At 65.8% G+C, this 21953-nt stretch carries 28 protein-coding genes; 16 read left to right on the forward strand and 12 right to left on the reverse strand.

Features of this window, described 5'->3' with window-relative positions; all coding sequences use genetic code 11:
* Window positions 1–132 precede the first annotated feature (132 nt).
* The gene (locus LX70_RS15315; protein ID WP_170076219.1) at window positions 133–981 is read left to right on the forward strand and encodes a PRC-barrel domain-containing protein; all 849 of its coding nucleotides are present in this window, start codon (window positions 133–135) and stop codon (window positions 979–981) included.
* 153 nt (window positions 982–1134) lie between these two features.
* Here the strand turns inward: LX70_RS15315 and LX70_RS15320 are convergent, their stop codons facing one another.
* Window positions 1135–1308: a DUF1328 domain-containing protein gene (locus LX70_RS15320; protein ID WP_105515668.1), complete on the reverse strand. Its 174-nt coding sequence runs from the start codon at window positions 1306–1308 to the stop codon at window positions 1135–1137.
* Between the two features lie 151 nt (window positions 1309–1459).
* On the opposite strand from LX70_RS15320, the gene LX70_RS15325 reads away from it, so the two are divergent.
* The 4 genes from LX70_RS15325 to LX70_RS15340 all read left to right on the forward strand — a co-directional run bounded on the left by LX70_RS15325 (window position 1460) and on the right by LX70_RS15340 (window position 3336).
* Entirely contained in the window at window positions 1460–1651 is a 192-nt protein-coding gene (locus LX70_RS15325; protein WP_245885102.1) for a PLDc N-terminal domain-containing protein, read from the forward strand.
* 83 nt (window positions 1652–1734) lie between these two features.
* Window positions 1735–2187, forward strand: a complete 453-nt coding sequence (locus tag LX70_RS15330; RefSeq protein WP_105515669.1) for a hypothetical protein — start codon at window positions 1735–1737, stop codon at window positions 2185–2187.
* Window positions 2187–2588 carry a phage holin family protein gene (locus LX70_RS15335; RefSeq protein WP_105515670.1) on the forward strand — a complete coding sequence of 134 codons (402 nt, stop codon included), beginning with the start codon at window positions 2187–2189 and terminating at the stop codon, window positions 2586–2588. The genes LX70_RS15330 and LX70_RS15335 overlap by 1 nt, the downstream gene beginning before the upstream one ends.
* Window positions 2581–3336, forward strand: a complete 756-nt coding sequence (locus tag LX70_RS15340) for a DUF3618 domain-containing protein (protein ID WP_170076220.1) — start codon at window positions 2581–2583, stop codon at window positions 3334–3336. The genes LX70_RS15335 and LX70_RS15340 overlap by 8 nt, the downstream gene beginning before the upstream one ends.
* Window positions 3337–3414: 78 nt before the next feature.
* Here LX70_RS15340 and LX70_RS15345 read toward each other — a convergent pair whose 3' ends face one another.
* The 4 genes from LX70_RS15345 to LX70_RS15360 form a co-directional block, all read right to left on the reverse strand.
* Window positions 3415–3612: a CsbD family protein gene (locus LX70_RS15345; protein WP_105515672.1), complete on the reverse strand. Its 198-nt coding sequence runs from the start codon at window positions 3610–3612 to the stop codon at window positions 3415–3417.
* Between the two features lie 127 nt (window positions 3613–3739).
* Entirely contained in the window at window positions 3740–5482 is a 1743-nt protein-coding gene (locus LX70_RS15350) for a sensor histidine kinase (protein ID WP_146111622.1), read from the reverse strand.
* 35 nt (window positions 5483–5517) lie between these two features.
* On the reverse strand, window positions 5518–6093 hold the full coding sequence (locus tag LX70_RS15355) for an RNA polymerase sigma factor (RefSeq protein ID WP_105515674.1): 576 nt from the start codon (window positions 6091–6093) through the stop codon (window positions 5518–5520).
* Window positions 6090–6248 carry a NepR family anti-sigma factor gene (locus LX70_RS15360; RefSeq protein WP_105515747.1) on the reverse strand — a complete coding sequence of 53 codons (159 nt, stop codon included), beginning with the start codon at window positions 6246–6248 and terminating at the stop codon, window positions 6090–6092. Before LX70_RS15360 ends, LX70_RS15355 begins: the two co-directional genes overlap by 4 nt.
* Before the next feature lie 113 nt (window positions 6249–6361).
* Between LX70_RS15360 and LX70_RS15365 the strand changes: the two genes are divergently transcribed.
* Entirely contained in the window at window positions 6362–7171 is an 810-nt protein-coding gene (locus LX70_RS15365; RefSeq protein WP_105515675.1) for a response regulator, read from the forward strand.
* 8 nt (window positions 7172–7179) lie between these two features.
* On the opposite strand, the gene LX70_RS15370 is transcribed toward LX70_RS15365, so the two are convergent.
* Complete coding sequence (locus tag LX70_RS15370; protein WP_146111623.1) at window positions 7180–7587, reverse strand: hypothetical protein; 408 nt, start codon at window positions 7585–7587, stop codon at window positions 7180–7182.
* Between the two features lie 81 nt (window positions 7588–7668).
* Here LX70_RS15370 and LX70_RS15375 point away from each other — a divergent pair, with 81 nt between their 5' ends.
* Window positions 7669–8409 (forward strand): Crp/Fnr family transcriptional regulator, encoded by a 741-nt coding sequence (locus tag LX70_RS15375; protein WP_105515677.1) that lies wholly within the window; start codon window positions 7669–7671, stop codon window positions 8407–8409.
* Between the two features lie 331 nt (window positions 8410–8740).
* A complete protein-coding gene (locus tag LX70_RS15380; protein WP_105515678.1) occupies window positions 8741–9226 on the forward strand; it encodes a hypothetical protein in 486 nt (161 codons plus the stop codon).
* A gap of 65 nt (window positions 9227–9291) precedes the next feature.
* Here the strand turns inward: LX70_RS15380 and LX70_RS15385 are convergent, their stop codons facing one another.
* Window positions 9292–10176, reverse strand: coding sequence for a LysR family transcriptional regulator (locus LX70_RS15385; protein ID WP_105515679.1), 885 nt, complete (start codon window positions 10174–10176; stop codon window positions 9292–9294).
* 80 nt (window positions 10177–10256) lie between these two features.
* Between LX70_RS15385 and LX70_RS15390 the strand changes: the two genes are divergently transcribed.
* From LX70_RS15390 to LX70_RS15410, 5 genes are all read left to right on the forward strand, one after another.
* Entirely contained in the window at window positions 10257–11060 is an 804-nt protein-coding gene (locus LX70_RS15390) for a S49 family peptidase (RefSeq protein ID WP_105515680.1), read from the forward strand.
* Window positions 11061–11243 carry a hypothetical protein gene (locus tag LX70_RS15395; RefSeq protein ID WP_105515681.1) on the forward strand — a complete coding sequence of 61 codons (183 nt, stop codon included), beginning with the start codon at window positions 11061–11063 and terminating at the stop codon, window positions 11241–11243.
* Complete coding sequence (locus tag LX70_RS15400; protein ID WP_105515682.1) at window positions 11240–12022, forward strand: SDR family oxidoreductase; 783 nt, start codon at window positions 11240–11242, stop codon at window positions 12020–12022. Before LX70_RS15395 ends, LX70_RS15400 begins: the two co-directional genes overlap by 4 nt.
* 426 nt (window positions 12023–12448) lie before the next feature.
* The gene (gene uvrC / locus LX70_RS15405) at window positions 12449–14224 is read left to right on the forward strand and encodes an excinuclease ABC subunit UvrC (RefSeq protein ID WP_245885106.1); all 1776 of its coding nucleotides are present in this window, start codon (window positions 12449–12451) and stop codon (window positions 14222–14224) included.
* A gap of 209 nt (window positions 14225–14433) precedes the next feature.
* Window positions 14434–14661, forward strand: a complete 228-nt coding sequence (locus LX70_RS15410; protein WP_105515684.1) for a tautomerase family protein — start codon at window positions 14434–14436, stop codon at window positions 14659–14661.
* A gap of 43 nt (window positions 14662–14704) precedes the next feature.
* Here the strand turns inward: LX70_RS15410 and LX70_RS15415 are convergent, their stop codons facing one another.
* The 5 genes from LX70_RS15415 to LX70_RS15435 form a co-directional block, all read right to left on the reverse strand.
* Entirely contained in the window at window positions 14705–16261 is a 1557-nt protein-coding gene (locus tag LX70_RS15415) for a winged helix-turn-helix domain-containing protein (protein ID WP_105515685.1), read from the reverse strand.
* Window positions 16262–16321: 60 nt separating this feature from the next.
* The gene (gene plsY, locus LX70_RS15420) at window positions 16322–16933 is read right to left on the reverse strand and encodes a glycerol-3-phosphate 1-O-acyltransferase PlsY (protein ID WP_105515686.1); all 612 of its coding nucleotides are present in this window, start codon (window positions 16931–16933) and stop codon (window positions 16322–16324) included.
* Complete coding sequence (gene pyrC / locus LX70_RS15425; protein ID WP_105515687.1) at window positions 16934–18211, reverse strand: dihydroorotase; 1278 nt, start codon at window positions 18209–18211, stop codon at window positions 16934–16936.
* Window positions 18208–18693: a hypothetical protein gene (locus LX70_RS15430; RefSeq protein WP_105515688.1), complete on the reverse strand. Its 486-nt coding sequence runs from the start codon at window positions 18691–18693 to the stop codon at window positions 18208–18210. The genes pyrC and LX70_RS15430 overlap by 4 nt, the downstream gene beginning before the upstream one ends.
* Before the next feature lie 235 nt (window positions 18694–18928).
* Complete coding sequence (locus LX70_RS15435) at window positions 18929–19891, reverse strand: aspartate carbamoyltransferase catalytic subunit (protein WP_105515689.1); 963 nt, start codon at window positions 19889–19891, stop codon at window positions 18929–18931.
* Between the two features lie 109 nt (window positions 19892–20000).
* Here LX70_RS15435 and LX70_RS15440 point away from each other — a divergent pair, with 109 nt between their 5' ends.
* Genes LX70_RS15440 through moaB form a run of 3 tightly spaced genes read left to right on the forward strand, consistent with a single transcriptional unit; the run spans window position 20001 to window position 21942 of the window.
* Window positions 20001–20783, forward strand: coding sequence for a uracil-DNA glycosylase (locus LX70_RS15440; protein ID WP_105515748.1), 783 nt, complete (start codon window positions 20001–20003; stop codon window positions 20781–20783).
* On the forward strand, window positions 20780–21403 hold the full coding sequence (locus LX70_RS15445) for a LysE family translocator (protein WP_105515690.1): 624 nt from the start codon (window positions 20780–20782) through the stop codon (window positions 21401–21403). The genes LX70_RS15440 and LX70_RS15445 overlap by 4 nt, the downstream gene beginning before the upstream one ends.
* Window positions 21400–21942, forward strand: coding sequence for a molybdenum cofactor biosynthesis protein B (moaB, locus tag LX70_RS15450; RefSeq protein ID WP_105515691.1), 543 nt, complete (start codon window positions 21400–21402; stop codon window positions 21940–21942). The genes LX70_RS15445 and moaB overlap by 4 nt, the downstream gene beginning before the upstream one ends.
* Window positions 21943–21953 lie beyond the last annotated feature (11 nt).

The raw sequence follows: 21953 nt of genomic DNA on the forward strand, positions 1-21953 counted from the left end.
TAGCGCGCCGCGGTTTCCCGCCGATCCGCTGTTTCGCGGCCCGTTTGGCCCGGAACGCGCCCTCTGCCCGGACGTTGGGTCCACGAAGCGCGACACGGCGCTTTTGGAACTGACACACAGGAGATGGCAAAAATGCGTAAGTTCTTGCTTTCGACCGCGCTTCTTGGCGCGCTTTCGATCCCCGCCCATGCGCAGGACCTGTTCCTGCCCGCCGCGCAAGAGGGTGACGTGCGGGCCAGCACCTTCATCGGCCAGCGTCTTTACGCCGCCGAGGCGCCCTCGGACATGACCGAGGCCGACGGCGCACAGACGGACTGGAAGGACGTGGGTGAGGTCAACGACGTTTTCCTGTCGCGTGACGGGACGGTGGACGGCGTTCTCGTCGACATCGGCGGCTTCCTCGGCATGGGGGAACATCGGGTTCTGGTCGATATGAGCCAGGTGAAATTCGTCGCGGACGGCTCCACCGAAGACCCGAGCGACTACTTCCTTGTCGTGACGGCGACCGAGGACGCGCTGAAGGCCGCGCCGCAGTATCAGGACGCCGCCGCCCCGGTGGCGGAGACGGCACCTGCGGACGGGACCGATACCGCCGCAACGCCCGAAACCGCCCCGGTTGACGCCGCGCCCGCCGACGCTGCGGACCCCGCCGCGACAACGGCCGACATGGCGCCGGCCAATGACGGTTTCGTCGCCGCGACGCCGGAACAGATCACGGCGGACGCCCTGACCGGCGCCTCGGTCTATGACGCGAATGACGAGCGTGTGGGCGAGATCGCGGAACTGATCCTTGACGCCGATGGCAATGCCCAGCAGGCGGTCGTCGATGTCGGCGGCTTCCTCGGGATCGGGGAAAAGCCCGTCGCGCTGGACATGAGCCAGGTCAAGATCATGAAGGCCGCCGAATCCGATGAACTTCGGGTCTATGTGGGCGATACGAAAGAGCAGCTTGAGGCGATGCCGACCTACGAAAAGGGCTGATCGCCCAAGGAATGAAGGAAAGGCCCGCCGCCGCGCGGGCCTTTTTCGTGCGTTGGGTGGTGCAACGCAGGGCCAGCGGCCGACCCGCCCGACAGCCAAAAGAAAACGGCCGCCCAGGGGACGGCCGTTTCCGTAATACGTCCACTCTCTACGTTACATCGGCGGGCGGCCGCGCACCGCGCGGGCGATCATCGCGATCACGAAAAGGACGAGGAAGACGAGGAAGAGGATCTTGGCGATCCCCGCCGAGGCGCCGGCGATGCCGCCAAAGCCGAGAAGGCCGGCGATGATCGCGATCACCAGAAAGGTAAGAGCCCATCCAAGCATTGCAGTTCTCCTTAGGTCGGGAAGCTGATGTGTCGATGTGGACCCAACGCGCCGCCGTTCGGTTGGTTCCCGTGTCGGGGCAACCCGCTTTGAATGCGTGAACGATCATGCCCATATGGAAAGGAACAGGATTGTCAGGAAAGGAAACGCGATGGAAATGAACATGTTCGGTCTGGGCGGTATCGGCGGGATACTTCTTCTTGGCCTCGACATCTGGGCGATCATTTCGGTCCTGGGGTCTTCGGCCTCATCCGGGGCCAAGGCGCTTTGGGTCTTGCTGATCGTCCTTCTGCCGCTTCTGGGCTTCATCATCTGGCTGATTGCCGGGCCGAAGGCGTCCTGAGGGCGGAACCGGGCGCGCTTCACAGGCGTTTCACCCGCAATTCCGGCCGGGGGTCGGCCGCGAGAACCCAAGGAGAATGAGCCATGTCCGAGACCACCAGGAAGAAGGCCCATGAGGCCGCCGAAGCGATCCGCGAAACCGGCCAGTCCGCCGCGCAGGATGTGCGCGACGCGGCAGGGGCCGCCGCGCAATCGGCGCGCGAGACGGCCCGCTCCGCCAGGGAGGCCGCTGGCGAAGCGGTCGATCACGCCCGCCAGTCCGCCGCAGATCAGGGCGAACGGGTGGCCGCCGCGATGCGCAGCCATGCCGATGAGCTTGAGGCCGACAGCGTCAAGCGCCGGGTTCTCGATTCCGTCGCGGGCGGGGTCGATACGATTTCGGATCGGGTGCGGGACGGCAATCTCAGCCAGGTGCTGAACGATGCCGAGAACTTCGCCCGCCGCAACCCGCTTCTGTTCATCGCGGGCGCGGCGCTGGCGGGCTTTGCCATCGCGCGCATGACCCAGTCGCGCGGCCATCGAGATGAGGCGCTTTGATGCGGGAACCGGACGGGGGACCATCGGCGATCGGCCTGATCTCGGACACGCTGGCGCGGCTTCTGTCGATCCTGCGCGGAGAGATCGCGCTGGCCAAGGCGGAGATGCGCGAAAGCGTGTCGGGCATCGGGCAGGCCGTCGCGCTGATCGCGGTGGCGGCGGTCATCGCGGTGGTCGGGCTGAACCTTCTGGCCGGGGCGCTGGTCTTGGCCCTTGTCGCCGCCGGGCTGCCGCAGGGGGCCGCCGCGCTGGTCGTCGGGTTGGCCCTTGTCGGGCTGGCCGCGATCCTCTTCTTCATTGCCCGCGCGCGGCTTCAGGCCGCAAGTCAGGCGCCCAGACGCATGGCGTCGAGCCTGCGCAAGGATGCCGCTGCCGTCACGGGGGAAAAGCACGATGTCTGACGACATGAGAACCATCGAGGAAATCGAAGCCGATCTGGAGCGTGACCGCACGGCGCTGAACGACAACTTCTCTGCCCTTCAGGAGAGGTTGAGCCTGAAGGGCGTCGCGCAAGAGGCGCTGGGGCTTTTCGGTGGCGCGGGGGCGGGGAAGGTGTCCAGTGCGGCCCTTTCGGGGACGCCGATCGCCGCGCTGGCGATCGGGGCAGGTCTGGGATGGCTCGCCTCGGGCAAGGGGAAGGGCGGGTCCGGGTCCTCGACCACCGCGGCCACCCTTGCGGCCGCGACGGCGGCGCAGGTCATTTCGGCGATGGAGCCGGAGGATATCCGCGCCGTCGCGAAAGAGATCGACCAGATCTACCGGACCGGCGCGGCGCGTCTGAAATCGCTTCAGGCCGAGATGCGCGGCAAGGCCGAAGGGGCGGCGGGTGCCTTGCGCGACGGCGCCGATCAGGCACGCGGTTACGCGGCCGACAAGGCGCGCATCCTGGCCGATGTCGCGGCCGAGGCGAAGGCGCGGCTGGAAAGCGGGCTGGACGGTTTGTCCGATGAGGCCGCCGCCGCGGTCATCGCCGCGCGCGAACAGGCCTATCAGGCCCGCCGCGCCGCCAGCCGCAAGGCGGGCGAGGCCTATGACGAGATCGCCGCGATGGTCGATAAGGCACCGATTGCGACCGGCGTCGCGGCCTTTGCCGCCGGGGCGCTGATCGCCGTCGCGCTCAGCGCCTTTGGCGAGGGCGGCCGCCGCTGATCGCGCCCGGCTTTCGCCGCACAAGAAAACGGCCGCGCCCGAAAGCGCGGCCGTTCCTTCATGCCCCGACCCGCCGGGTCAGACCTTGTCGGACCAGGAGTCGAGTTCCTTCTCCGCCTGTTCCTTGGCATAGCCGTATTTGCGCTGAAGCATGCCGACCATCTGGTCGCGTTTGCCCGCGATCTGGTCAAGCTCATCATCGGTAAGCTCGCCCCACTTCTCCTTGATGTGGCCCTTCATCTCGGTCCAGCGGCCTTCGATTTGATCCCAGTTCATGGTCTTTCCTTTCCTCAGGGGATTGTACGGAAAAAACGCCCGACGGGGTCGAAAGTTCCTTGAAACAAAGGGGTATTGTGGCGGGCAGGGCAACAAAGCGCCGATGCTGTCCAAGGGGAAGGCGGCGCTATTCCGCCGCCTCTTCACCGGCCTCGCGCCCGCGCCGTTCCTCGCCCTCGGCAAGGGTGCGCAGGGGGAAACGCACGGCAAGACCATAGCTGCCGTTCTGGTGGTGGCGTTCGATCGTGCCGTTCAACTGGCGCACGAAAGCGTCGATAAGCTGCGTGCCAAGCCCGGTCCCCTCGGCCCCGTCCCCACCGTTATCCCCCGGCCCGGCGGAAGAGTTCCGAACCCCAAGTTCCACAAAGCCCGGCCCGGCATGGCGCAGGCTGATCGACAGGTCCGACTGCGCCCGTTCCGCGCCGGGGCGGCCGTATTTCAGCGCATTGGTGATCGCCTCGGTCATCAAAAGCGCCAATGGGACCGCCTGATCCGGTGTCAGGTGAACCTCATCGAAGCTTTCCTTCACGTCAAAGCGGCGTTCCGGCCCGGCGGCCAGCTTCACGACCTGGCGGACGATCTCGGGGAACAACTCATTGGCGCGGATGTCGGCCTCACCCGTGGTCTGGTAAAGCCCCTTGTGGATCGTTGCCAGGCTGATGACCCGCTCTTGCAAACCACGCATCAGCGATTTCGCCTCGCTCGACTGGGTCTTGCGCATCTGCATGCTCATGATAGAGGCGATGAGTTGCAGGTTATTCTTCACCCGGTGATGAACCTCGCGCAGCAGCACCTCTTTCTGATGCAGCGAATCCTCAAGCTCTGCCTCGTCATGCAGAATAGTGTCGGTCATCTGCTCGAACGCCTCGGCCACTTCGCGGATCTCGCGCGGGGCGTGGCGCATATCGAGCTTTTCGACCCTGCGACGGCCGTCGGAAAAGCCGGTGATCGCACGGCGCAGGCGGCGGATATGGGTCGTCACAAGGTTTTCGGCGGCCAGCCAGGCGGCGATCAGGCAGGCCGCCCACATCAGCAGTGGAAAGACCACGGCGGGAAGGTTGCGGAAGATCGACAGCGTCGTCGGCGTCGTGGGCCAGCTTCCCAGAGCAAAAAGATCGGCATCGGCGAACTTCATCACCGCGAAGGAGCGTTCGGTGCCGGAGGTGTCATCGCCGGTGAAGGTGAAGGCGTCGCCTGTGGTCAGGGAGACGAGCGAGCGGTTGGCGGGCAGAAGTGCCGTCGCCTCGCCCGATTGCCGGTTGGCCGACAGGATGCGCCCGTTGGTGTCGAAAAGGATCAGCGCGAAATTGTCTTTGTGCGCGGCCATCGTCGCGGCAGCGGCCCTGAGCCGTGTATGGGGCATGTTGATAAGCGTGAAGCCCACCGGGCGGCCATCGGCGGCGAAGGCCGGGTGAACGGCGGCCAGCCCCGCCGCGTCCTCGGGGTCGTTGACCTCGGTCCGGGTCGGGATCAGCGGCAGGTCCAAAGACGCGATGCGGCCCGCGTCCACCGGCGGCACCATGCCCCGGTCCGAAGCGCACAGGACACGCCCGTCCAGCGCGAGAAAGGCGGCGTAGGAATAGATGTCGGAACTGCCGACCGCTTTCGCCATGACGCTGTCGCACCCGGCGGGATCGGAGGTCGCGGCCGGGACAAGGATCGGCGCGACGGAGGCCAGCGCCTCGGCCGCGCCCTGTCCCTGCCGGATCAGCCGCAGTTCCGGCTGCGTCGCGCGCAGGGTTTCGCCCACCAGCGCCGCTTCGGACCGCGCCCGCGCCTCGGTCATCAGCGAACGTGCCTGAAGCACCGCCAGAAGGCCCACGGGCAAAAGGGCCATCGATAGGACGAAGCCCAGCCGAAAGCCCAGCATGTCCGTGAACCTGCGACGGAACGGGCCGCGCGGGGTCATGCCGCCTGTGTTCTGGACCGGCTGAGGACAGCGCCGGCGGCGCCGTCCACGCCGGAGAACATCCCTTCCCCGTCCTTGAGGTCCAGAAGCTCACAAAGCTTCTGGCGGGCGCGGTTGGCCCGGCTTTTCACCGTCCCGACCGCGACGCCGGTCATCTCTGCCGCCTCCTCGTAGGAAAAGCCCGAGGCGCCGACAAGGATCAGAACCTCGCGCTGTTCCGGCGTCAGCTTGTCGAACGCCGTCTGAAAGTCGGAAAACGCCAGACGGCCGTCATGCGCGGGCTTTTCGTAAAGCCCGGCGGTGTGGATGCCGTCGGGGTCCGGGACCTCGCGCTTGGTCTTGCGCTTGGCGGAAAAGAACGTGTTGCGCAGGATCGTGAACAGCCAGGCGCGCAGGTTCGATCCGGGGGTGAACTTGTCGAAATTGCTCCACGCCTTGACGATGGTGTCCTGCACCAGATCATCGGCCTGCGTCGCGTCGCGCGTCAGGCTGATGGCGAAGGCGCGCAGCGCCGGAAGGTGATCCGGCAGCTCTTCCCGCGGATCGGGGGGAGGGGCGTCGGCACCGCTCACTTGCTGCTCTCCTTCTGGCGCAATTCGTCAAGAAGGGCCTGAAAACGGTCGGGGACCGTTTCGTCCAGCGCCTCGCGGTAAACCCTCTGGAGGTTTTCGTTGATCGCTGCCTCAAGCGGCGACACCTTGTTCGATTGATCTTTTTCGCCCGTCATCATCATCACCGCTGTGCCATCGTATTCGTTCTACTAAATTTTTCCCCCAGTGCGGAACCAAACGCCCGGATTGGCGTTGGGTTCCATAAAAATTGCATGCAAGAGGGAAAAAGATGGCGAACGCCGGGGCCTCCGACAAAGTTGACAATATCGCGGCCAACCTGCCGTACCTGCGCCGCTACGCGCGCGCGCTGACCGGAAGCCAGCAGACCGGCGACACCTACGCCGCCGCGACGCTTGAGGCGATCCTGGCCGATCCCGGCACGCTCGACGCCGGGCTGAAGCCGAAAGCGGCGCTGTTTCGCGCCTTCCACAAGGTGTGGAGTTCCGCCGGTGCGCCGCTTGGCGAACCCGACACGCGGCTGTCGGGCCGGGCGCAGGACCACATGGCCTCTCTTACCCCCAACACGCGCGAGGCGCTTTTGTTGCATGCGATCGAGGAATTCGGTTTCGACGAGATCGGCACCGTGATGGAGATCGGCGCGGATGAGGCGGCAGAGCTTGTGTCCATCGCGCGGCGCGAGATGGCCCATTCCATCGCCGGGTCGATCCTTGTGATCGAGGATGAGGCGATCATCGCCATGGACATCGAAACCATCGTGACCGAGATGGGCCACCGCGTGACCGGCATCGCGCCGACCCGCCGCGCGGCGGTGGAGCTTGCCGCGCAGGAAAAGCCGGATCTGATCCTGGCCGACATCCAGCTGGCCGACAATTCGTCCGGCATCGACGCGGTCAACGACATCCTGGCGCAGTTCGACGATATTCCGGTGATCTTCGTGACGGCCTTCCCCGAACGCCTGCTGACCGGCAAGCGCCCGGAACCGGCCTTCCTGATCACCAAGCCCTATGTCGAGGATCAGGTCCGTTCCGCCGTCAGCCAGGCGATGTTCTTCGCCTCGACCGAGACGCTCGCGGCCTGAAGAGGGCGTTACGGCGCGGGCCTTGCGCCGATGCCGGCCGGCAAGGCCCGCACGAGGGCGGTCAGTTCCGCAGACGAATAGGGCCGCGCCAGTATAGCGGCCCCTGCGACGGTCTCGCCCCGCGCGGCCAGGTCGTCGGCGGTGTCGCCGAACAGCACGATCCCGCTTTGTCGCCCGACAAGCCGCCTCTGCGCCGCGTCCCAGACCGGACCAAGCAGTTCAAGTTCCACAAAGACCGTGGCCGGTGCGCGCAGAGTGTCGATCACGGCCATGAACTCTGCCCGGCCCTCGGGCAGAAGAAGCGATGCGCAGGGCCATTGCAGGGCGATCTCTTCGGCGATGTCGGCGGCGACAACCCGATCCGACAGGTAAAGGACGAACGCCGCCCCGGTCGGTTCCATCCGCATCGTATCCATCCCCGCCTCCATTCGTGAAGATGCGATTTGGAACAATTTCGACGCGTCGCGCATTAAACTGCGACATAGCGGGAGAAGATCATGCAATTGTCGCAAACCACTGACTGCCGGACCTGCCCGCTGCGCGCGCAAGCGCTGTTCTCCCCCTTCACGCCCGATGAGCTTGCCTTCATGGAGACCTTCAAGATCGGGGAAATCTCGCTGGACGCCGGGCGCAGCTTCCTGCACGAAGGCACGTCCAGCCCGCAGGTCTATACCGTCCTCAGGGGCCTTGGCCTGCGCTACAAGCTTCTGGAGAACGGCGCGCGGCAGGTGGTCAATTTCCTGCTGCCGGGTGATTTCGTCGGCCTCCAGGCGATGCTGATGGGGGAGATGAAGCACTCCGCCATGGCCACGACCGACATCCGGCTGTGCGTCTTCGACCGCGGCGAAATCTGGTCGCTGTTCCGCAATCACCCCGAACGTGCCTTCGACATCACCTGGCTTGCCGCGATGGAGGAACATTATCTGGGCGAGGCCGTCGCCACCATCGGCCAGCGCGATGCGACCGAACGGGTGGCCTGGTCGCTTCTCAAGCTGTTTCAGCGCCTGCGCGGGGTGGGTCTGGGGCTGCGCGATACGGTGCCATTGCCCTACCGGCAGCAGGACATGGCGGATGCGCTGGGCCTGTCCCTTGTCCACACCAACAAGACGCTGGCGCGACTGCGCTTGCAGGGGGTTGCCGACTGGCGTGACGGGGTGCTGCGCGTCGCCGACCTGGCCCGTCTGGCCGAGGTGGCGATGACCGATCTCGAACACCCCGAAACCCGCCCGCTTCTTTGACGCCATCCCCGGAAGTGCCGAAAAAAACGGCCGGAGACCGCGGCGCAGTCTCCGGCCCGGGGTTGGGCGGGTGATCGGCCCGCGAACCCCGGCATGGCGCCACTTTTTCAAGGGGACAAGCGCCAGCCAAGACCTAAACGGTTGAAAGGCAATAAGGTTCCCATTCGCCTGCTTTCGTGCGTGTCTGCGCCCGAACCCCGGTGACGCCACGTCAATATCGCCCGCGAAGGGCATGTTGACGGAACCCAACCTGCCCCGTCGCGTTTAGTCGTCATACAAGACGGAGGCGGGAGGCCTTCGTCAGTCTTCAACCGATGACAGGAGTTGAAAAATGGTTCGCACCATGCTGATGACGGCTGCCTCGACGCTCGTCCTGATGACCGCCGCGCCGGTTCTGGCGGAAACCATGGTCAGCGAGGTCGATGTCTCGATGGACCTTGCTGCGATCAAGAACGAAAAGGCCGCGGCCTACTGGACCAGCGCCGCCGACGATCTGGAAAACGCCATCGTCGCCCGCGTTGCCGACCGCACTGCCGATGACGGCGCGCGGGTCACGGTCGATATCGACGCGCTGTCGCTTGCCAACTGGTTCGAGACGGCGTTCAACATCGACCAGTCGCAGCTGAAAGGCCATGTCCTGCTGATGAATGCCGAAAACACCCATCTGGGGTCCTATGACGTCAGCGTCAGCTATCCCGACGCGATCCTTCTGATGCCCGAGGGGACCGATGTCGCCACCATCGCGCCGGACAATCGCGACTACTACACGGCGATGATCAACGGCTTTGCCGACGCGGTCGTGGCACAGCTTCCCTGACGCGCCCTTTGCGTAACGAGTGCTGATTGCCGCCCGTCCGGGCCTTTTTCCGGGCGGGCGGTTTTTCAGATCCAGCTGACCTTGCGCGCCTGTTCGATCAGCGCGTTCAGGACCGGGGTATAGGGTTCGCGGTAGGCGGCGATCAGGCCGACGATATGGCGTTCCTCGGCCCCCACGATCGGCAGCGCCTTCAGGCCGCTGCCCTCGGTATACATATCCCCCAGCGTATGCGCGACGATCGACACCCATTTCCCCGTCGTCACATGCGAAATCAGCGCGAGGGTCGAATTCGATTCGATCCGCGCATGGGCAAAGGCGCCCGCCTCGGTCAGGTGGTGGTTGATGATCCGGCGGTTCTGCATGTCGCCGGTCAGCAGGCAAAGCGGCAGCGTCGCGGCCTCGGCCCAGGTGATGGAGGGCAGCTTTGCCTCGGGCCGCGTCTCGGAGACCAGCAGCCGGTAGCCTTCGCGGTAAAGCGGCACCTGCGTCACCCGCCCCAGGGGTTCGTTGTCCAGATAGGTGATCCCCGCGTCCAGCTCCAGCCGGTCGATCCCGTCGAGGATCTCGTAAGAGGTGCGCGACAGAAGCGTCAGGTCCACATTGGGATTGCGGTCAAGAAACTGCACCGTCAGCCGCGCCGTGACCGGCAGCGCGGTCGGGATGACGCCGATGCGAAGGTTGCCCGACAGGCCGCGTTTCAGCGCCCGCATCTCCTCGCGCAGCGTGCGGGCGTCGCCGACGATCTTCAGCGCCCAGTCCAGCACGCGCTGCCCTTCGGGCGTCAGCCCCTGAAACCGCGAGCCGCGAAAGACAAGCTGGACGCCAAGCTGATCCTCCAGCTGCCGGATCGCGGAGGACAATGAGGGCTGCGTGACGCCGACCGAGGTCGCCGCGCGGCCGAAATGCCGCTCGTTCGCCAGCGCGATGAACATTTCCAGCTTGTCGATCATGGCCAGACCCTACAATCGCCCGCCCCCCTGCGGAAGCGCGGAATGCTATTGCCGAGCCATGGGGCGGCAACTACATCGGGATGATGAAAAAGCTTCCCTTCCTTCCGGCCCGCGCGCCACGGGTGTCTGTGATCCGGCTTCAGGGCGCGATTGCCTCTGGCGGGCGGTTCGGGTCCGGCCTGAACGACGCCGCGCTTGGCCCGGTGATCGAACGCGCCTTTCGCAAGAAACCGGCCGCCGTTGCGCTGGCGATCAATTCGCCCGGCGGCTCGCCTGCGCAATCCTCGCTGATCGCCGCCCGCATCCGCCGTCTGTCCGAGGAAAAATCCGTCCCCGTCCATGCCTTTGTCGAGGATGTCGCGGCCTCGGGCGGCTATTGGCTGGCCTCTGCCGCAGACCAGATATGGCTGGATGAAACCTCGCTTGTCGGCTCCATCGGCGTGATCTCGGCGGGCTTTGGCTTTACCGACCTGATCGGCCGCTACGGGATCGAGAGGCGGGTTCACACGGCGGGCAAGTCGAAAAGCTTTCTCGACCCGTTCCGTCCCGAGCGGCAAGAGGATGTGGACCGCCTGCGCGCCATTCTTGATCCGCTGCACGAACGGTTCAAGGCGCAGGTGATGGCGCGACGGGCCGGGCGGCTGGCGGAAGGGCGCGACCTCTTCGATGGCTCCGTCTGGATCGGGCAAGAGGCGGTGGACCTCGGCCTTGCCGATGGCTGCGCCCATCTGGTGCCGAAGATGAAGGCGCTTTACGGCGACAAGGTTCGTTTCGTACCCTTCGGCATGAAACGGTCGATCTTCCAACGGATCAGCGGCCGCCTCGTCTCTGACACGCTCGGCGCGGTCGAGGAACAGGCGCTCTGGTCGCGCTACGGGCTTTGAATGATCATCAAGGTCTTCACACTCTTCCTGATCGTCATGGCCGCGCTGGCCATGTTCGGCCGCCTGCGCATCGGCGGGCGGTCGAAGAAGTCGCCGCCGTCGCGCCTTTCTGCGGCGCGCTGCCCGAAATGCGGCAAGCCGCGGATCGGGACGGGGCCATGTGACTGCGAGGGCAAGGCATGACGAAGGGCAGGGCGCTTGTGACCGGCGGCGCGCGGCGGCTGGGGCGCGCGATGGCGCTGCATCTGGCCGGGCGCGGGATCGACGTCGCGATCCACTACGCCTCTTCGCGGGATGAAGCGGAGGAAACGGTCGCGGAACTGCGCGCGTTGGGGGTACGGGCCGGGGCGATCCAGGCCGATCTGCTGGTCGAGGAGGACACCCGCCGCCTTGTCCCGGCGGCGGCAAGCGCGCTGGGCGGGCCGCTGACGGTTCTCATCAACAACGCCTCGATCTTTGAGTATGACAACATCCGCACCGGCACCCGGCAAAGCTGGGACAGGCATATTGAATCGAACCTGCGCGCGCCCGTCGCGCTTAGCCAGGATTTCGCCGCCCAGGCGCCGGACGAGGACCGGAGCGGGGCGGAACCCGTCGCCTCATCTCTTATCGTCAACATGCTGGACCAGCGGGTCCTGAAGCTGACGCCGGAATTCATGTCCTATTCCATTGCCAAGATGGGCCTCTGGGCCTTTACCCGCACCGCCGCGCAGGCGCTTGGCCCCCGTATCCGCGTCAACGCCATCGGCCCCGGCCCGACCCTGATCGGCGCCCGCCAGTCCGAGACGCACTTTGCCGCGCAGCGTGCCTCGACGCTGCTGAACCGGGGCGCGGACCCGTCCGACATCACCGCGGCGCTTGGCTATCTGCTCGACGCGCGCGCCGTGACGGGGCAGTTGATCTGCGTCGATGGCGGGCAGCATCTGGCCTGGCAGACGCCGGATATTTTGGGTGTAGATTAACGAATTTCCCGGTCCCTGCGGCGCCGCGGCCCTTGACTTGTCCACTTCGTCACTCGACGTAACAAACCTGTTACGATTCTCTCAATGCTTTCAGGGATTTGCACAGTCCAAAAAATTTCCCTTTGAAAATCAATGCTTTATATATGCGCCTAAAAATTAGGCAGTTTGATGAAGTCAGCCGAAAACAAGGAAAAATCCTGACCGGCCAAAGTTTTTCACCAGACTTATCCACAGAATTCGTGGACAGCTTTTCTCTTGCGCCAGGGCGCGTAAGGTTGCAGCCCGGACAGGGGAATCGGCGCCCGGATCGGTTGGCGCGGAAGAGGGTAAGAGAGGCGGAAAAGGGTGACGCAAGGTCAGATATCCGGGCATGAGGTCATTCAGTCCTATCTGAAGTCCCTGACCGCGCAGCCGGGCGTCTACCGGATGCTCGATGCCGAAGGCCGGGTGCTTTATGTCGGCAAGGCGCGCAACCTCAAGGCGCGGGTGTCGAACTATGCCCGCCCCTCGGGCCATTCGGCGCGCATCGCCCGGATGATCCACGCGACCCAGTCGATGATGTTCCTGACGACCCGGACAGAGACCGAGGCGCTGCTGCTGGAACAGAACCTCATCAAGCAGTTGAAGCCCTATTTCAACGTGCTGCTGCGGGACGACAAATCCTTTCCGAATATCCTTGTCGCCAAAGACCACGCCTTCCCGCAGATCAAGAAGCATCGCGGTGCGAAGAAGGAAAAGGGCAACTATTACGGCCCCTTCGCCAGCGCGGGCGCGGTGAACCGGACGCTGAACCAGTTGCAGAAGGTCTTTCTCCTGCGCAACTGCTCGGACGCGATGTTCGCCAGCCGGACGCGACCCTGCCTGCTTTACCAAATCAAGCGCTGCGCCGCCCCTTGCGTCGGCCATATCGACGAGGCGGGCTATGGCGCGCTGGTGTCGGATGCGGAGCGTTTCCTGCAAGGCAAGTCGACGCAGGTGCAGGCCAAGCTGGCCGAGGAAATGGCCGAGGCGTCCGAGGCGCTTGAATTCGAACGCGCCGCCGCGCTGCGCGACCGGATCAAGGCGCTGACACAGGTGCAATCGGCGCAGGGCATCAACCCGCGCGGCGTGGCCGAGGCGGATGTGGTCGCGCTTCATATGGAGGGGGGGCAGGCCTGCGTGCAGGTCTTCTTCATCCGCGCCAACCAAAGCTGGGGCAACCGCGATTTCTACCCCAAGACCGGGTCGGGCGCTGACGAACCCGAGGTGCTGGAAGCCTTCCTGGGCCAGTTCTACGCCGACAAGGAACCGCCCCGCCTGATCCTGCTAAGCCATCCGATCGAGGATGCCGACCTGATGACCGCGCTTCTGTCCGACCGCGCCGGCCGGAAGGTGGAGATTGCGGTGCCGCAGCGGGGCGAAAAGGCCGAACTGGTCGAAAACGCCGCCCGCAACGCCCGCGAAAGCCTTGGTCGGAAGATGAGCGAAAGTGCCGCCCAGTCGAAGCTGCTTGAGGGCGTGGCAGAGGCCTTTGACCTCGACGCGCCCCCGCGCCGGATCGAGGTTTACGACAACTCCCACATCATGGGGACGAATGCCGTGGGTGGCATGATCGTTGCGGGGCCGGAAGGCTTCGTCAAAAGCCAGTATCGCAAGTTCAACATCAAGGGTACCGACCTGACGCCCGGCGACGATTTCGGCATGATGAAAGAGGTGCTGACCCGGCGTTTCCAGCGGCTCTTGAAGGAAGACCCCGACCGCGAAACCGAAAGCTGGCCCGATCTGCTGCTGATCGACGGCGGCGCCGGGCAGGTCTCGGCCGTCAATGAAATCCTTGAGGAACTGGGGGTTGAGGACGTGCCGATGGTCGGTGTCGCCAAGGGCATCGACCGCGACGCGGGGAAGGAGGAATTCCACCGCACCGGCAAGCGACCCTTCGCGCTGCCCCACAACGCCCCCGTCCTCTACTTCATCCAGCGTCTGCGGGATGAGGCCCACCGCTGGGCCATCGGTGCGCATCGGGCGAAACGCGCGAAATCCATCGGCGCGACGCCGCTGGATGAGGTGCCGGGGGTGGGCGCCGCCCGCAAGCGCGCTCTGCTTCAACATTTCGGCTCCGCCAAGGCGGTCAGCCGCGCGGGGCTTGAGGATCTGAAGGCGGTCGAGGGGATTTCGGACACCGTCGCGCAGACGGTCTATGACTTCTTCCATACGGCAGGTTAAAGCGTTTCGGGTTTCCGTTGCGAAAGTAAGTATCAGAATTCGAACGAAATAAGGTCGAACTCTGATTCAGTGTAAACACGAAATGCCATAGGCCGCCCGCGAAAAATCAAGCGCGTCTCAAGGAAATCTCAAGACCGTCATCAAGCTTGCCCGCGCGGCACAGCCTAGGCTTTGGCCATTGATGAACTATCCTGGGAAAGGAGATCACCATGCCGATGCTTGAACTTCATGTCATCAAGGATGTCTTCACGCCGGAACAGAAGAACCGGCTGATCGAGAAACTCACCGACGCCATGGTCAGCGTCGAGGGGGAAAACATGCGCGGCGTCACCTGGGTCAAGATCCATGAAGTCGAAAGCGGCGACTGGGCGATCGGCGGCAAGGCCCTGACGACCGAGGCGGTGAAACAGCTTGCCGCGGGGCGGCAGGTCGCCTGACGCGCAGGGTCGGGCAGCGGGCGGTCCCGGACCGCTGCCCGGCCTAAAGCCCGTGCCGGTCGAAGGTCTTGGCAATCAACCCGCGCGCCGTTTCATCGCGGATCGGGAAGGCCGCGAAGAAATGCTGGCGCGAGGCCCTGGGTCGCCGTCGCAGGACATCGGCGCGCCAATGGATCGCCCGCGCCTCGCGACCCGCAAGGCTGTTGGCGACCAGCGCGATCATGGCGATCAGGAAATGCGCCCCCGGCGCGATGGCCGCCTGTTCGCCCCAGTCCGCGGCAGCGTCGAACAGCCCCGCCTGGATCAGAGCCAGGGACCGCACCCCCAGCATACCATAGCGCAGCGGGTCAAGCGGGCTTAGCCGCAAGGCCCCTTCTATATCGGTATCGACATGGGCGCCCTGACCGATCAGCATCCGGCTGAATGCACGCGAATAGAAGCCCTGCGCATAATTGGGGTTCAACGCGGTCGCCCTGTCCAGCCATGCGATCGCGGCGTCAGGATCGCCGTTCAGCCAGAAGGTCCGGCCCATGGTGAAGTTCACGAACGGATCGAGCGGGTCGATCTCAAGGCCCCGTTCGGCGTGACGCCTGGCATCTGCCGCAGCGTTCCCGATATCCGCCCCATAGCGCAGGAACGCGTCCTGAAAGCGGGTGAACGACAGACCGGCATGGGCGCGGGCAAAGGCCGGGTCGCGGTGCGCGGCCTGTTCGAACAGGATCGTCGCGCGGGCATTATCCTCGCGGTTGAAGCGGTACATGTGGTGCAGGGCAAGATGATAGCTGGCCCAGGCATCGAGGTTTTCGGTGCTGCCCAACCGCGCTGCCATCGCCTCGCGCGTCGGAACGTAGAGTTCCAGCGCCGCGACGACATGGGCCACGATCCGCGCCCGCAATTCCTCGACCGCGCCTGCCGTCACGCTCAGCCGGTCGCCCCAGATCACCGCGCCGTCTGGATAGGCGGTCAGTTCCAGCGTCGCGGAAAGCCGGTTGCCGTCGGCCTCCAGAACCCCGGTCAGGGCATAGCGGGCGCCGATCCTTTCGCAGATCGTGGCCATTCCGGCATCCTGCGCGCGAAACTGGAACGCGGTGCCGCGCGCGATCACGGTCAGCCAGCGCATTCGCGAAAGGGCCTGGATCACGTCATGCGACAGCGCGTCGGCCATCAGCCCGGCCTCAGGCGCGGCGCCAAGGGGGCGCAGCGGCGGGACGACGATCGCGGGGCGCCCCGCATGTTCGGGGGTGTCGGGCGCCGCCTCCGGCGCGGGGTTTTGTGCTGCGGCCGGGGGGCTGGCCTCATCCAGCGGCGCGACAAAACGGAAGCCGCGCCCATGGACGGTGCGGATCGCCGCCTGCGTTGCGCCATCGTCGCCAAGCGCAAGCCGCGCGGCGTGAATGCGGCTGGACAGGCTGGCGTCCGAAATCGCCCGCCCGCCCCAGATCGCGGCGACGATCTCTTCCTTGGGAACCAGCCGGCCCCGGTGCCGGATCAGCAGCAGGATCAGTTCGAGGGCCTGTGGCTCTACCGTCACCGGAACGCCATCCCGGCTGAGTTCGAAGCGGTCCGCGTCGAGACGAAAGCTGCCGAACGTGTAGATCATGCCCGAGGATAGCGCCAAACCCGCCGCGGACGCAGCCAAAACTTGTCCGGCAGGGTTGTGCTACTTCCCGCCGCCGATCCTTGGTTCGGTCCCTGCCTTCAGGCGTTCGATATTCGGTAGGTGGCGGTAATAGACCAGCGTGGCGAGGATCACGATCAGGTAGATCGCCTGCCCATGCCCCAGAAGGGCCGCCCACGCGACCGCCAGCACCGCCGCCACCAGCGCCGCGAGGGACGATATGCGCCCGACAAGCGCCGTCACCAGCCATGTCAGGCAGGTGGCGATCCCGACCGGCCAGGCCAGTGCCAGAAGCGTACCAAGGAAGGTGGCCACGCCCTTGCCGCCCCTGAACCCCAGCCAGACCGGGAAGAGATGGCCAAGGAACGCGCCAAGCCCCGCGATCTGTGCCGCGTCCTCATGCCCGGTCAGCGCGCGGGCGAGCAGGACCGCGACAGCCCCCTTGCCGCCGTCAAGGATCAGCGTCGCGAAGGCCGCTGCCTTGTTGCCGGTCCGCAGAACGTTGGTCGCGCCGATATTGCCCGAGCCGATCTTGCGCAGATCGCCCAGCCCCATGAAGCGCGTCACCAGAACGCCGAAAGGGATGGAGCCGAGAAGATAGCCCAGCAGGGCGATCACGATCAGCGTAAGCGCGCCGGTGTCGAACGCTGGCATCTACGCCTCCCCCGGGAATACCCGTTTGCCGTCCACCCATGTGCCAAGCACCTTACCCTCCATCCGCTGCCCGTCAAACGGCGTGTTCTTGGATTTGGAGTTCAGCTTGAAGCGGTCCAGCACGAAGGGCGCGTCGGGATCGAAAAGGACCAGATCGGCAGGCGCGCCTGTCGCAAGGCGCCCCTGCGGCAGGCCGAGCCGCTGGGCGGGGTTCAGAGCCATGGCGCGGAACAGTTGCGGCAGGGTCAGCTGCCCGGCGTGGTAAAGTCGCATCGCGGCCGGAAGGAAGGTTTCCAAGGCCACCGCCCCGCTTGCGGCGTCCTCGAACGGGAGACGCTTCGATTCCTCGTCCTGCGGCGTGTGCATGGATGAGATGATGTCGATCAGGCCCGAGGCGACGGCCTCCACCACCGCGATCCGGTCATCCTCGGGCCGGAGCGGCGGCTTGACCTTGAAGAAGGTGCGATAGTCGCCGACGTCGAATTCGTTCAGCGTCAGATGGTGGATGGAGGTCCCCGCCGTCACGTCAAAGCCGTTGGCCTTGGCGCGTTCCAGCGGTGGCAGGGCGCGGGCGGTGGTGATCTGGTCGAAGTGGTACTTCGCCCCCGTCATCTCCACCATCCCCATCTCACGGTCGAACCCGATGCGTTCGGCCATCGGCGACACGCCGGGCAGGCCGCGAAGCGAGGCGAACTTGCCCGACGTCGTGGCGGCCCCTGCCGACAGGATCGGCTCTTGCGGGTGGCCCATGACAAGGGCGTTGAGGGATTTCGCATAGGTCAGCGCGCGCGACAGGACCTTGGTGTCGGTGACGACATGGTCGCAATCGGTGAAGGCAATTGCCCCGGCATCGAGGAGGAACCCGATCTCCGTCATCTCCCGCCCCTCGCGGCCCTTGGTCAGCGCGGCCATATGGCGGATGCGGACGGGGCAGGCCTCCGCCGCGCGGCGGGTGACGAATTCGAGCGTTTCCGGGTTGTCGATGGCGGGGTTGGTGTCGGGCCGCGCGATGATCGTGGTCACGCCCCCGGCGGCGGCCGCAAGACCGGCAGAGCGGAAGGATTCCTTGTGCCGCTCCCCCGGTTCGCCGATCTTGACGCCAAGGTCCACGATGCCGGGGGCGAGGCATTTGCCCCCGCAGTCGATGACCGTCGCGCCCTTCGGGGCGGTGACGTCGCCGACCCCGGCGATGACGCCGTTCTCGATCAGCAGGCTGCCGGGGATTTCGGTCAGCCCCTCGGGGTCGATCAGGCGGGCATTGGTGAGGAGGGTGGTCATCTTCGATCCCCGGAGTTGCGGTAGGTGTCGATGGCGGTCTCGATCTGCTCGACGGCCTGCCTGGCAGTCTTGAGGTGGCGGATCAGGTGCTTTTCGCCGCCTGAGGTGACGATCTGTACATCCCCCATCAGGCTTCTGACCTGCGCGATCTGGCCCAGTCCCGCGACCCGGCCCTGCGGGCCGATCAGGCGCGTCGGGGTCAGCCGCCAGCGGCGTGCAAAGACCTCGGACCGGAAGAAGACGGCCCGGAAGACGAGGGCAAGCGTTACCCCAAGCGCGCCCACCCAGATTTCGGCTGCCTTGCCGATCGCAATGAAGATCACGCCCACGACGACGGTGAAGAAGGCGATAAGCCAGAAGGTGTCCTGCCAGTAGCGGGCAGGGTCGGGCAGGAAGGTGGCAAGCACCTCTTCACCCTCAGCCAGCGGTACCTCCGCCTGCGGTCCGGGGCGGTAGTTCAGGACAGGATCGCGTTCGGCCATGCACCTTGCCCCGGAGTTCACGTCGTCCATCGGCGCGCGACAGGTGTCGCGGTCGCCGAGGCGCCGTGTGTATCAGGGGCCATCTGTCCTGCGAGGATGAGGGAGGGGATTCCAGGGACCTCTCCCGCCCTTCCCGGTCCGCCTGCGGACCGGACCGCGTCCGCCCGCCCCCAGGCGGGCGCGGTTCCCGCCCCCGCCTCGGTCGGTCGCGGTCCTCTGTCGTGATGCGCCCCGCTCAAACCATCACCCCCACGGCCCTCGCGCCCCGCTCTGCCCGCAGGTTCCGCGCCAAAAGGTCCATGCAGGCCATGCGCACCGCCACGCCCATCTCCACCTGATCCTGAATGACGGAACGGTTGATGTCGTCGGCCAGCTCGCCGTCGATCTCCACCCCCCGGTTCATCGGGCCTGGATGCATGACGATGGCGTCGTCCTTCGCCATGGCGAGCTTTTCGGCATCCAGCCCGTAGCGGTGGTAATATTCACGTTCGGACGGGATGAAGCCGCCGTCCATCCGTTCCTTCTGGAGGCGCAGCATCATCACCACGTCGCAATCCTTCAGCCCCTCGCGCATGTCCTCATAGACCTCACAGCCAAGGTCCTGCACACCCGAGGGCATCAGTGTCGGCGGGCCGATCAGGCGGATGCGGTTTTCCATCTTGCCAAGCAGGATCAGGTTCGACCGCGCCACGCGGGAATGCGCGATGTCGCCGCAGATCGCCACGGTCAGGCGCTGAATCCGGCCCTTGGCGCGGCGGATCGTCAGCGCATCCAGAAGCGCCTGCGTCGGGTGTTCATGCCGCCCGTCGCCGGCGTTCAGGACCGCGCAGTTCACCTTCTGCGCCAGAAGGTCCACCGCTCCGCTTGCCGGGTGGCGCACGACCAGCAGGTCGGGATGCATCGCGTTCAGCGTCAGCGCGGTGTCGATCAGCGTCTCACCCTTCTTCACCGATGAATGGGCGACCGACATGTTCATCACATCCGCGCCCAGCCGCTTGCCCGCAAGTTCGAACGACGCCTGCGTGCGGGTGGAATTCTCGAAGAACATGTTGATCTGGGTCATGCCCTCCAGCGCGTCGGAATGCTTCACCGTGCGCTGGTTCAGTTCGACATAGGTTTCGGCCAGGTCGAGGACGGCACGAATCTCCTCCGGGGCCAGATGTTCGATCCCCAGAAGGTGACGCGCGCGGAAGGTCATGGCAGGCTCCGGTCCCCGTTTCGCCCCGCTTATGGCAAATGCCGCCGGGCCGGGCAACGGCGAATGCGCCCGCTTGTGGCCGCCCGCGCCGCGTCATAACGTGGCGGCCATGACGCCCGACCTCGCCCAGATCGACTATCACGCCGCGCAGGCCCTGCTGGAATGGCAGATGGAGCTTGGCGCGGATGAGGCGATTGGCGAGGTGCCGGTCAACCGCTACGAGGTCGCGGTTCAGGCGCCGAAGCCCGCCCCGGCGATGCAAGCGCCGGTGGTGGAGGATGCCGTCGATCCGGTCGAAGCCGCGAGAGAGGCCGCCGCCGGGGCCACCGGGCTGGAAACGCTCGCCACGATTCAGGCGGGCTATGAGCATTGCGAGCTGAAGAAGGGCGCGCGCAACTTCGTCTTTGCCGATGGCAACCCGCAGGCGCGGGTGCTGATCCTGGGCGAGGCGCCGGGGCGTGACGAGGATATCGAGGGCCGACCCTTCGTCGGCCGCGCGGGGCAATTGCTGGACCGCATGTTCGCCGCCATCGGCCTGTCGCGCACCGCGCACCACCCCGAAGAGGCGCTTTACATCACCAATGTCATGCCCTGGCGCCCGCCGCAGAACCGTGACCCGGACCCGGCAGAGATCGCGATGATGCTGCCTTTCGTGACGCGACATGTGGAGTTCGTGAACCCCGACGTGATCGTGTTGATGGGCAACACCTCCTGCTTCGCGGCGCTGGGCCGCAAGGGCATCCTGCGGCTGCGCGGCACCTGGGCCGAGGCCTTTGGAAAACCCGCCATGCCGATGACCCACCCGGCCTATCTCTTGCGCAACACGGCCGCCAAGCGCGAGGCCTGGGCGGATTTGCTGGAGATCAAGGCGAAGCTGGGGAAGCCGCGATGATCGTCGATCCCTGGACCCTTGCCGCCTTCATCCCGGCGGCGCTGGCGCTGAACCTGACGCCGGGGGCGGACATGATGTTCTGCCTGGCCCAAGGTTTGCGCGGCGGGCCGCGTCCGGCGGTGGCGGCCAGCGCGGGCGTCTCGGCGGGGTCGATGCTGAATGTCGCCCTGGCGGGCCTTGGCCTTGGCGCGCTTGTCGCCTCGCTGCCGGGTCTCTTCGAGGGGATCCGCTGGGCCGGGATCGGCTATCTTCTCTTCCTTGCCTGGCGGACGCTCCGCGCGCCGCTGGTGGTGGCGGATGCGCCGAAGGTGCGGGTATCGCGCGCCTTCCGCGACGGGTTTCTGGTCAACGTCACCAACCCCAAGGTGATCCTCTTCATCCTTGCCTTCGTTCCGCAATTCGTGGACCCCGCGCGCGGGGCGGTGCTGGGGCAGTTCCTGATCTTCGGGGCGATCATCGCCATCGGGGGTTTCTTCATCAACGGGGCCGTCGGCTGGGGCGCGGGTGGCATCGGCAAGGTGCTGGCGCGTGACCTCAGGGTCGAACGCGCGCTGCGCTGGGCCTCGGCCTCGGTCTTCGGCCTTCTGGCCGCCAAACTCGCATGGGACAGCCGCGCATGAGCCGTATCGACGAAAGCAAGGACTTCATCCCGGTCCGCATCGCGGTTCTGACCGTGTCGGATACCCGTACCCTGGCCGAGGACCGTTCCGGCGACACGCTGGTGGCGCGGCTGACGGGGGCGGGGCATCTGCTGGCCGACCGCAGGATCGTGCAGGACGAACGGGCAGAGATCGCGGCGCAACTGCGCGCCTGGGTGGCCGATCCGGGCGTCGATGTCATCATCTCGACCGGCGGCACCGGCCTGACGGGGCGCGACGTGACGGTCGAGGCGCATCGCGACGTCTATGAGAAAGAGATCGAGGCCTTCGCCACCGTCTTCACCATGGTGTCGATGCAGAAGATCGGCACCAGCGCCGTGCAAAGCCGCGCGACCGGGGGCGTGGCGGGCGGTACCTACCTCTTCGCGCTTCCCGGCAGCACCGGGGCCTGCAAGGACGCCTGGGACGAGATTCTGAAATGGCAGCTCGATTACCGTCATCAGCCCTGCAATTTCGTGGAAATTATGCCCCGTCTCGACGAACATTTGCGACGGAAGTAACAGCTTCGCGC

This window comes from Albidovulum denitrificans, assembly GCF_002973535.1.
In the GTDB taxonomy this organism is placed as follows: domain Bacteria; phylum Pseudomonadota; class Alphaproteobacteria; order Rhodobacterales; family Rhodobacteraceae; genus Albidovulum; species Albidovulum denitrificans.

Coding starts and splice junctions, on each gene's coding strand:
- LX70_RS15370 (WP_146111623.1), bottom strand. CDS start 7,587: ATGGATACGATGCGGATGGAACCGACCGGGGCGGCGTTCGTCCTTTAC.
- LX70_RS15380 (WP_105515678.1), top strand. CDS start 8,741: ATGGTTCGCACCATGCTGATGACGGCTGCCTCGACGCTCGTCCTGATG.
- LX70_RS15365 (WP_105515675.1), top strand. CDS start 6,362: ATGGCGAACGCCGGGGCCTCCGACAAAGTTGACAATATCGCGGCCAAC.
- LX70_RS15340 (WP_170076220.1), top strand. CDS start 2,581: ATGTCTGACGACATGAGAACCATCGAGGAAATCGAAGCCGATCTGGAG.
- LX70_RS15385 (WP_105515679.1), bottom strand. CDS start 10,176: ATGATCGACAAGCTGGAAATGTTCATCGCGCTGGCGAACGAGCGGCAT.
- LX70_RS15320 (WP_105515668.1), bottom strand. CDS start 1,308: ATGCTTGGATGGGCTCTTACCTTTCTGGTGATCGCGATCATCGCCGGC.
- plsY (WP_105515686.1), bottom strand. CDS start 16,933: ATGCCAGCGTTCGACACCGGCGCGCTTACGCTGATCGTGATCGCCCTG.
- LX70_RS15330 (WP_105515669.1), top strand. CDS start 1,735: ATGTCCGAGACCACCAGGAAGAAGGCCCATGAGGCCGCCGAAGCGATC.
- LX70_RS15400 (WP_105515682.1), top strand. CDS start 11,240: ATGACGAAGGGCAGGGCGCTTGTGACCGGCGGCGCGCGGCGGCTGGGG.
- moaB (WP_105515691.1), top strand. CDS start 21,400: ATGAGCCGTATCGACGAAAGCAAGGACTTCATCCCGGTCCGCATCGCG.
- pyrC (WP_105515687.1), bottom strand. CDS start 18,211: ATGACCACCCTCCTCACCAATGCCCGCCTGATCGACCCCGAGGGGCTG.
- LX70_RS15335 (WP_105515670.1), top strand. CDS start 2,187: ATGCGGGAACCGGACGGGGGACCATCGGCGATCGGCCTGATCTCGGAC.
- LX70_RS15375 (WP_105515677.1), top strand. CDS start 7,669: ATGCAATTGTCGCAAACCACTGACTGCCGGACCTGCCCGCTGCGCGCG.
- LX70_RS15360 (WP_105515747.1), bottom strand. CDS start 6,248: ATGACGGGCGAAAAAGATCAATCGAACAAGGTGTCGCCGCTTGAGGCA.
- LX70_RS15390 (WP_105515680.1), top strand. CDS start 10,257: ATGATGAAAAAGCTTCCCTTCCTTCCGGCCCGCGCGCCACGGGTGTCT.
- LX70_RS15435 (WP_105515689.1), bottom strand. CDS start 19,891: ATGACCTTCCGCGCGCGTCACCTTCTGGGGATCGAACATCTGGCCCCG.
- LX70_RS15345 (WP_105515672.1), bottom strand. CDS start 3,612: ATGAACTGGGATCAAATCGAAGGCCGCTGGACCGAGATGAAGGGCCAC.
- LX70_RS15430 (WP_105515688.1), bottom strand. CDS start 18,693: ATGGCCGAACGCGATCCTGTCCTGAACTACCGCCCCGGACCGCAGGCG.
- LX70_RS15445 (WP_105515690.1), top strand. CDS start 20,780: ATGATCGTCGATCCCTGGACCCTTGCCGCCTTCATCCCGGCGGCGCTG.
- LX70_RS15415 (WP_105515685.1), bottom strand. CDS start 16,261: ATGATCTACACGTTCGGCAGCTTTCGTCTCGACGCGGACCGCTTCGAA.
- LX70_RS15440 (WP_105515748.1), top strand. CDS start 20,001: ATGACGCCCGACCTCGCCCAGATCGACTATCACGCCGCGCAGGCCCTG.
- LX70_RS15410 (WP_105515684.1), top strand. CDS start 14,434: ATGCCGATGCTTGAACTTCATGTCATCAAGGATGTCTTCACGCCGGAA.
- uvrC (WP_245885106.1), top strand. CDS start 12,449: ATGCTCGATGCCGAAGGCCGGGTGCTTTATGTCGGCAAGGCGCGCAAC.
- LX70_RS15315 (WP_170076219.1), top strand. CDS start 133: ATGCGTAAGTTCTTGCTTTCGACCGCGCTTCTTGGCGCGCTTTCGATC.
- LX70_RS15325 (WP_245885102.1), top strand. CDS start 1,460: ATGGAAATGAACATGTTCGGTCTGGGCGGTATCGGCGGGATACTTCTT.
- LX70_RS15395 (WP_105515681.1), top strand. CDS start 11,061: ATGATCATCAAGGTCTTCACACTCTTCCTGATCGTCATGGCCGCGCTG.
- LX70_RS15350 (WP_146111622.1), bottom strand. CDS start 5,482: ATGCTGGGCTTTCGGCTGGGCTTCGTCCTATCGATGGCCCTTTTGCCC.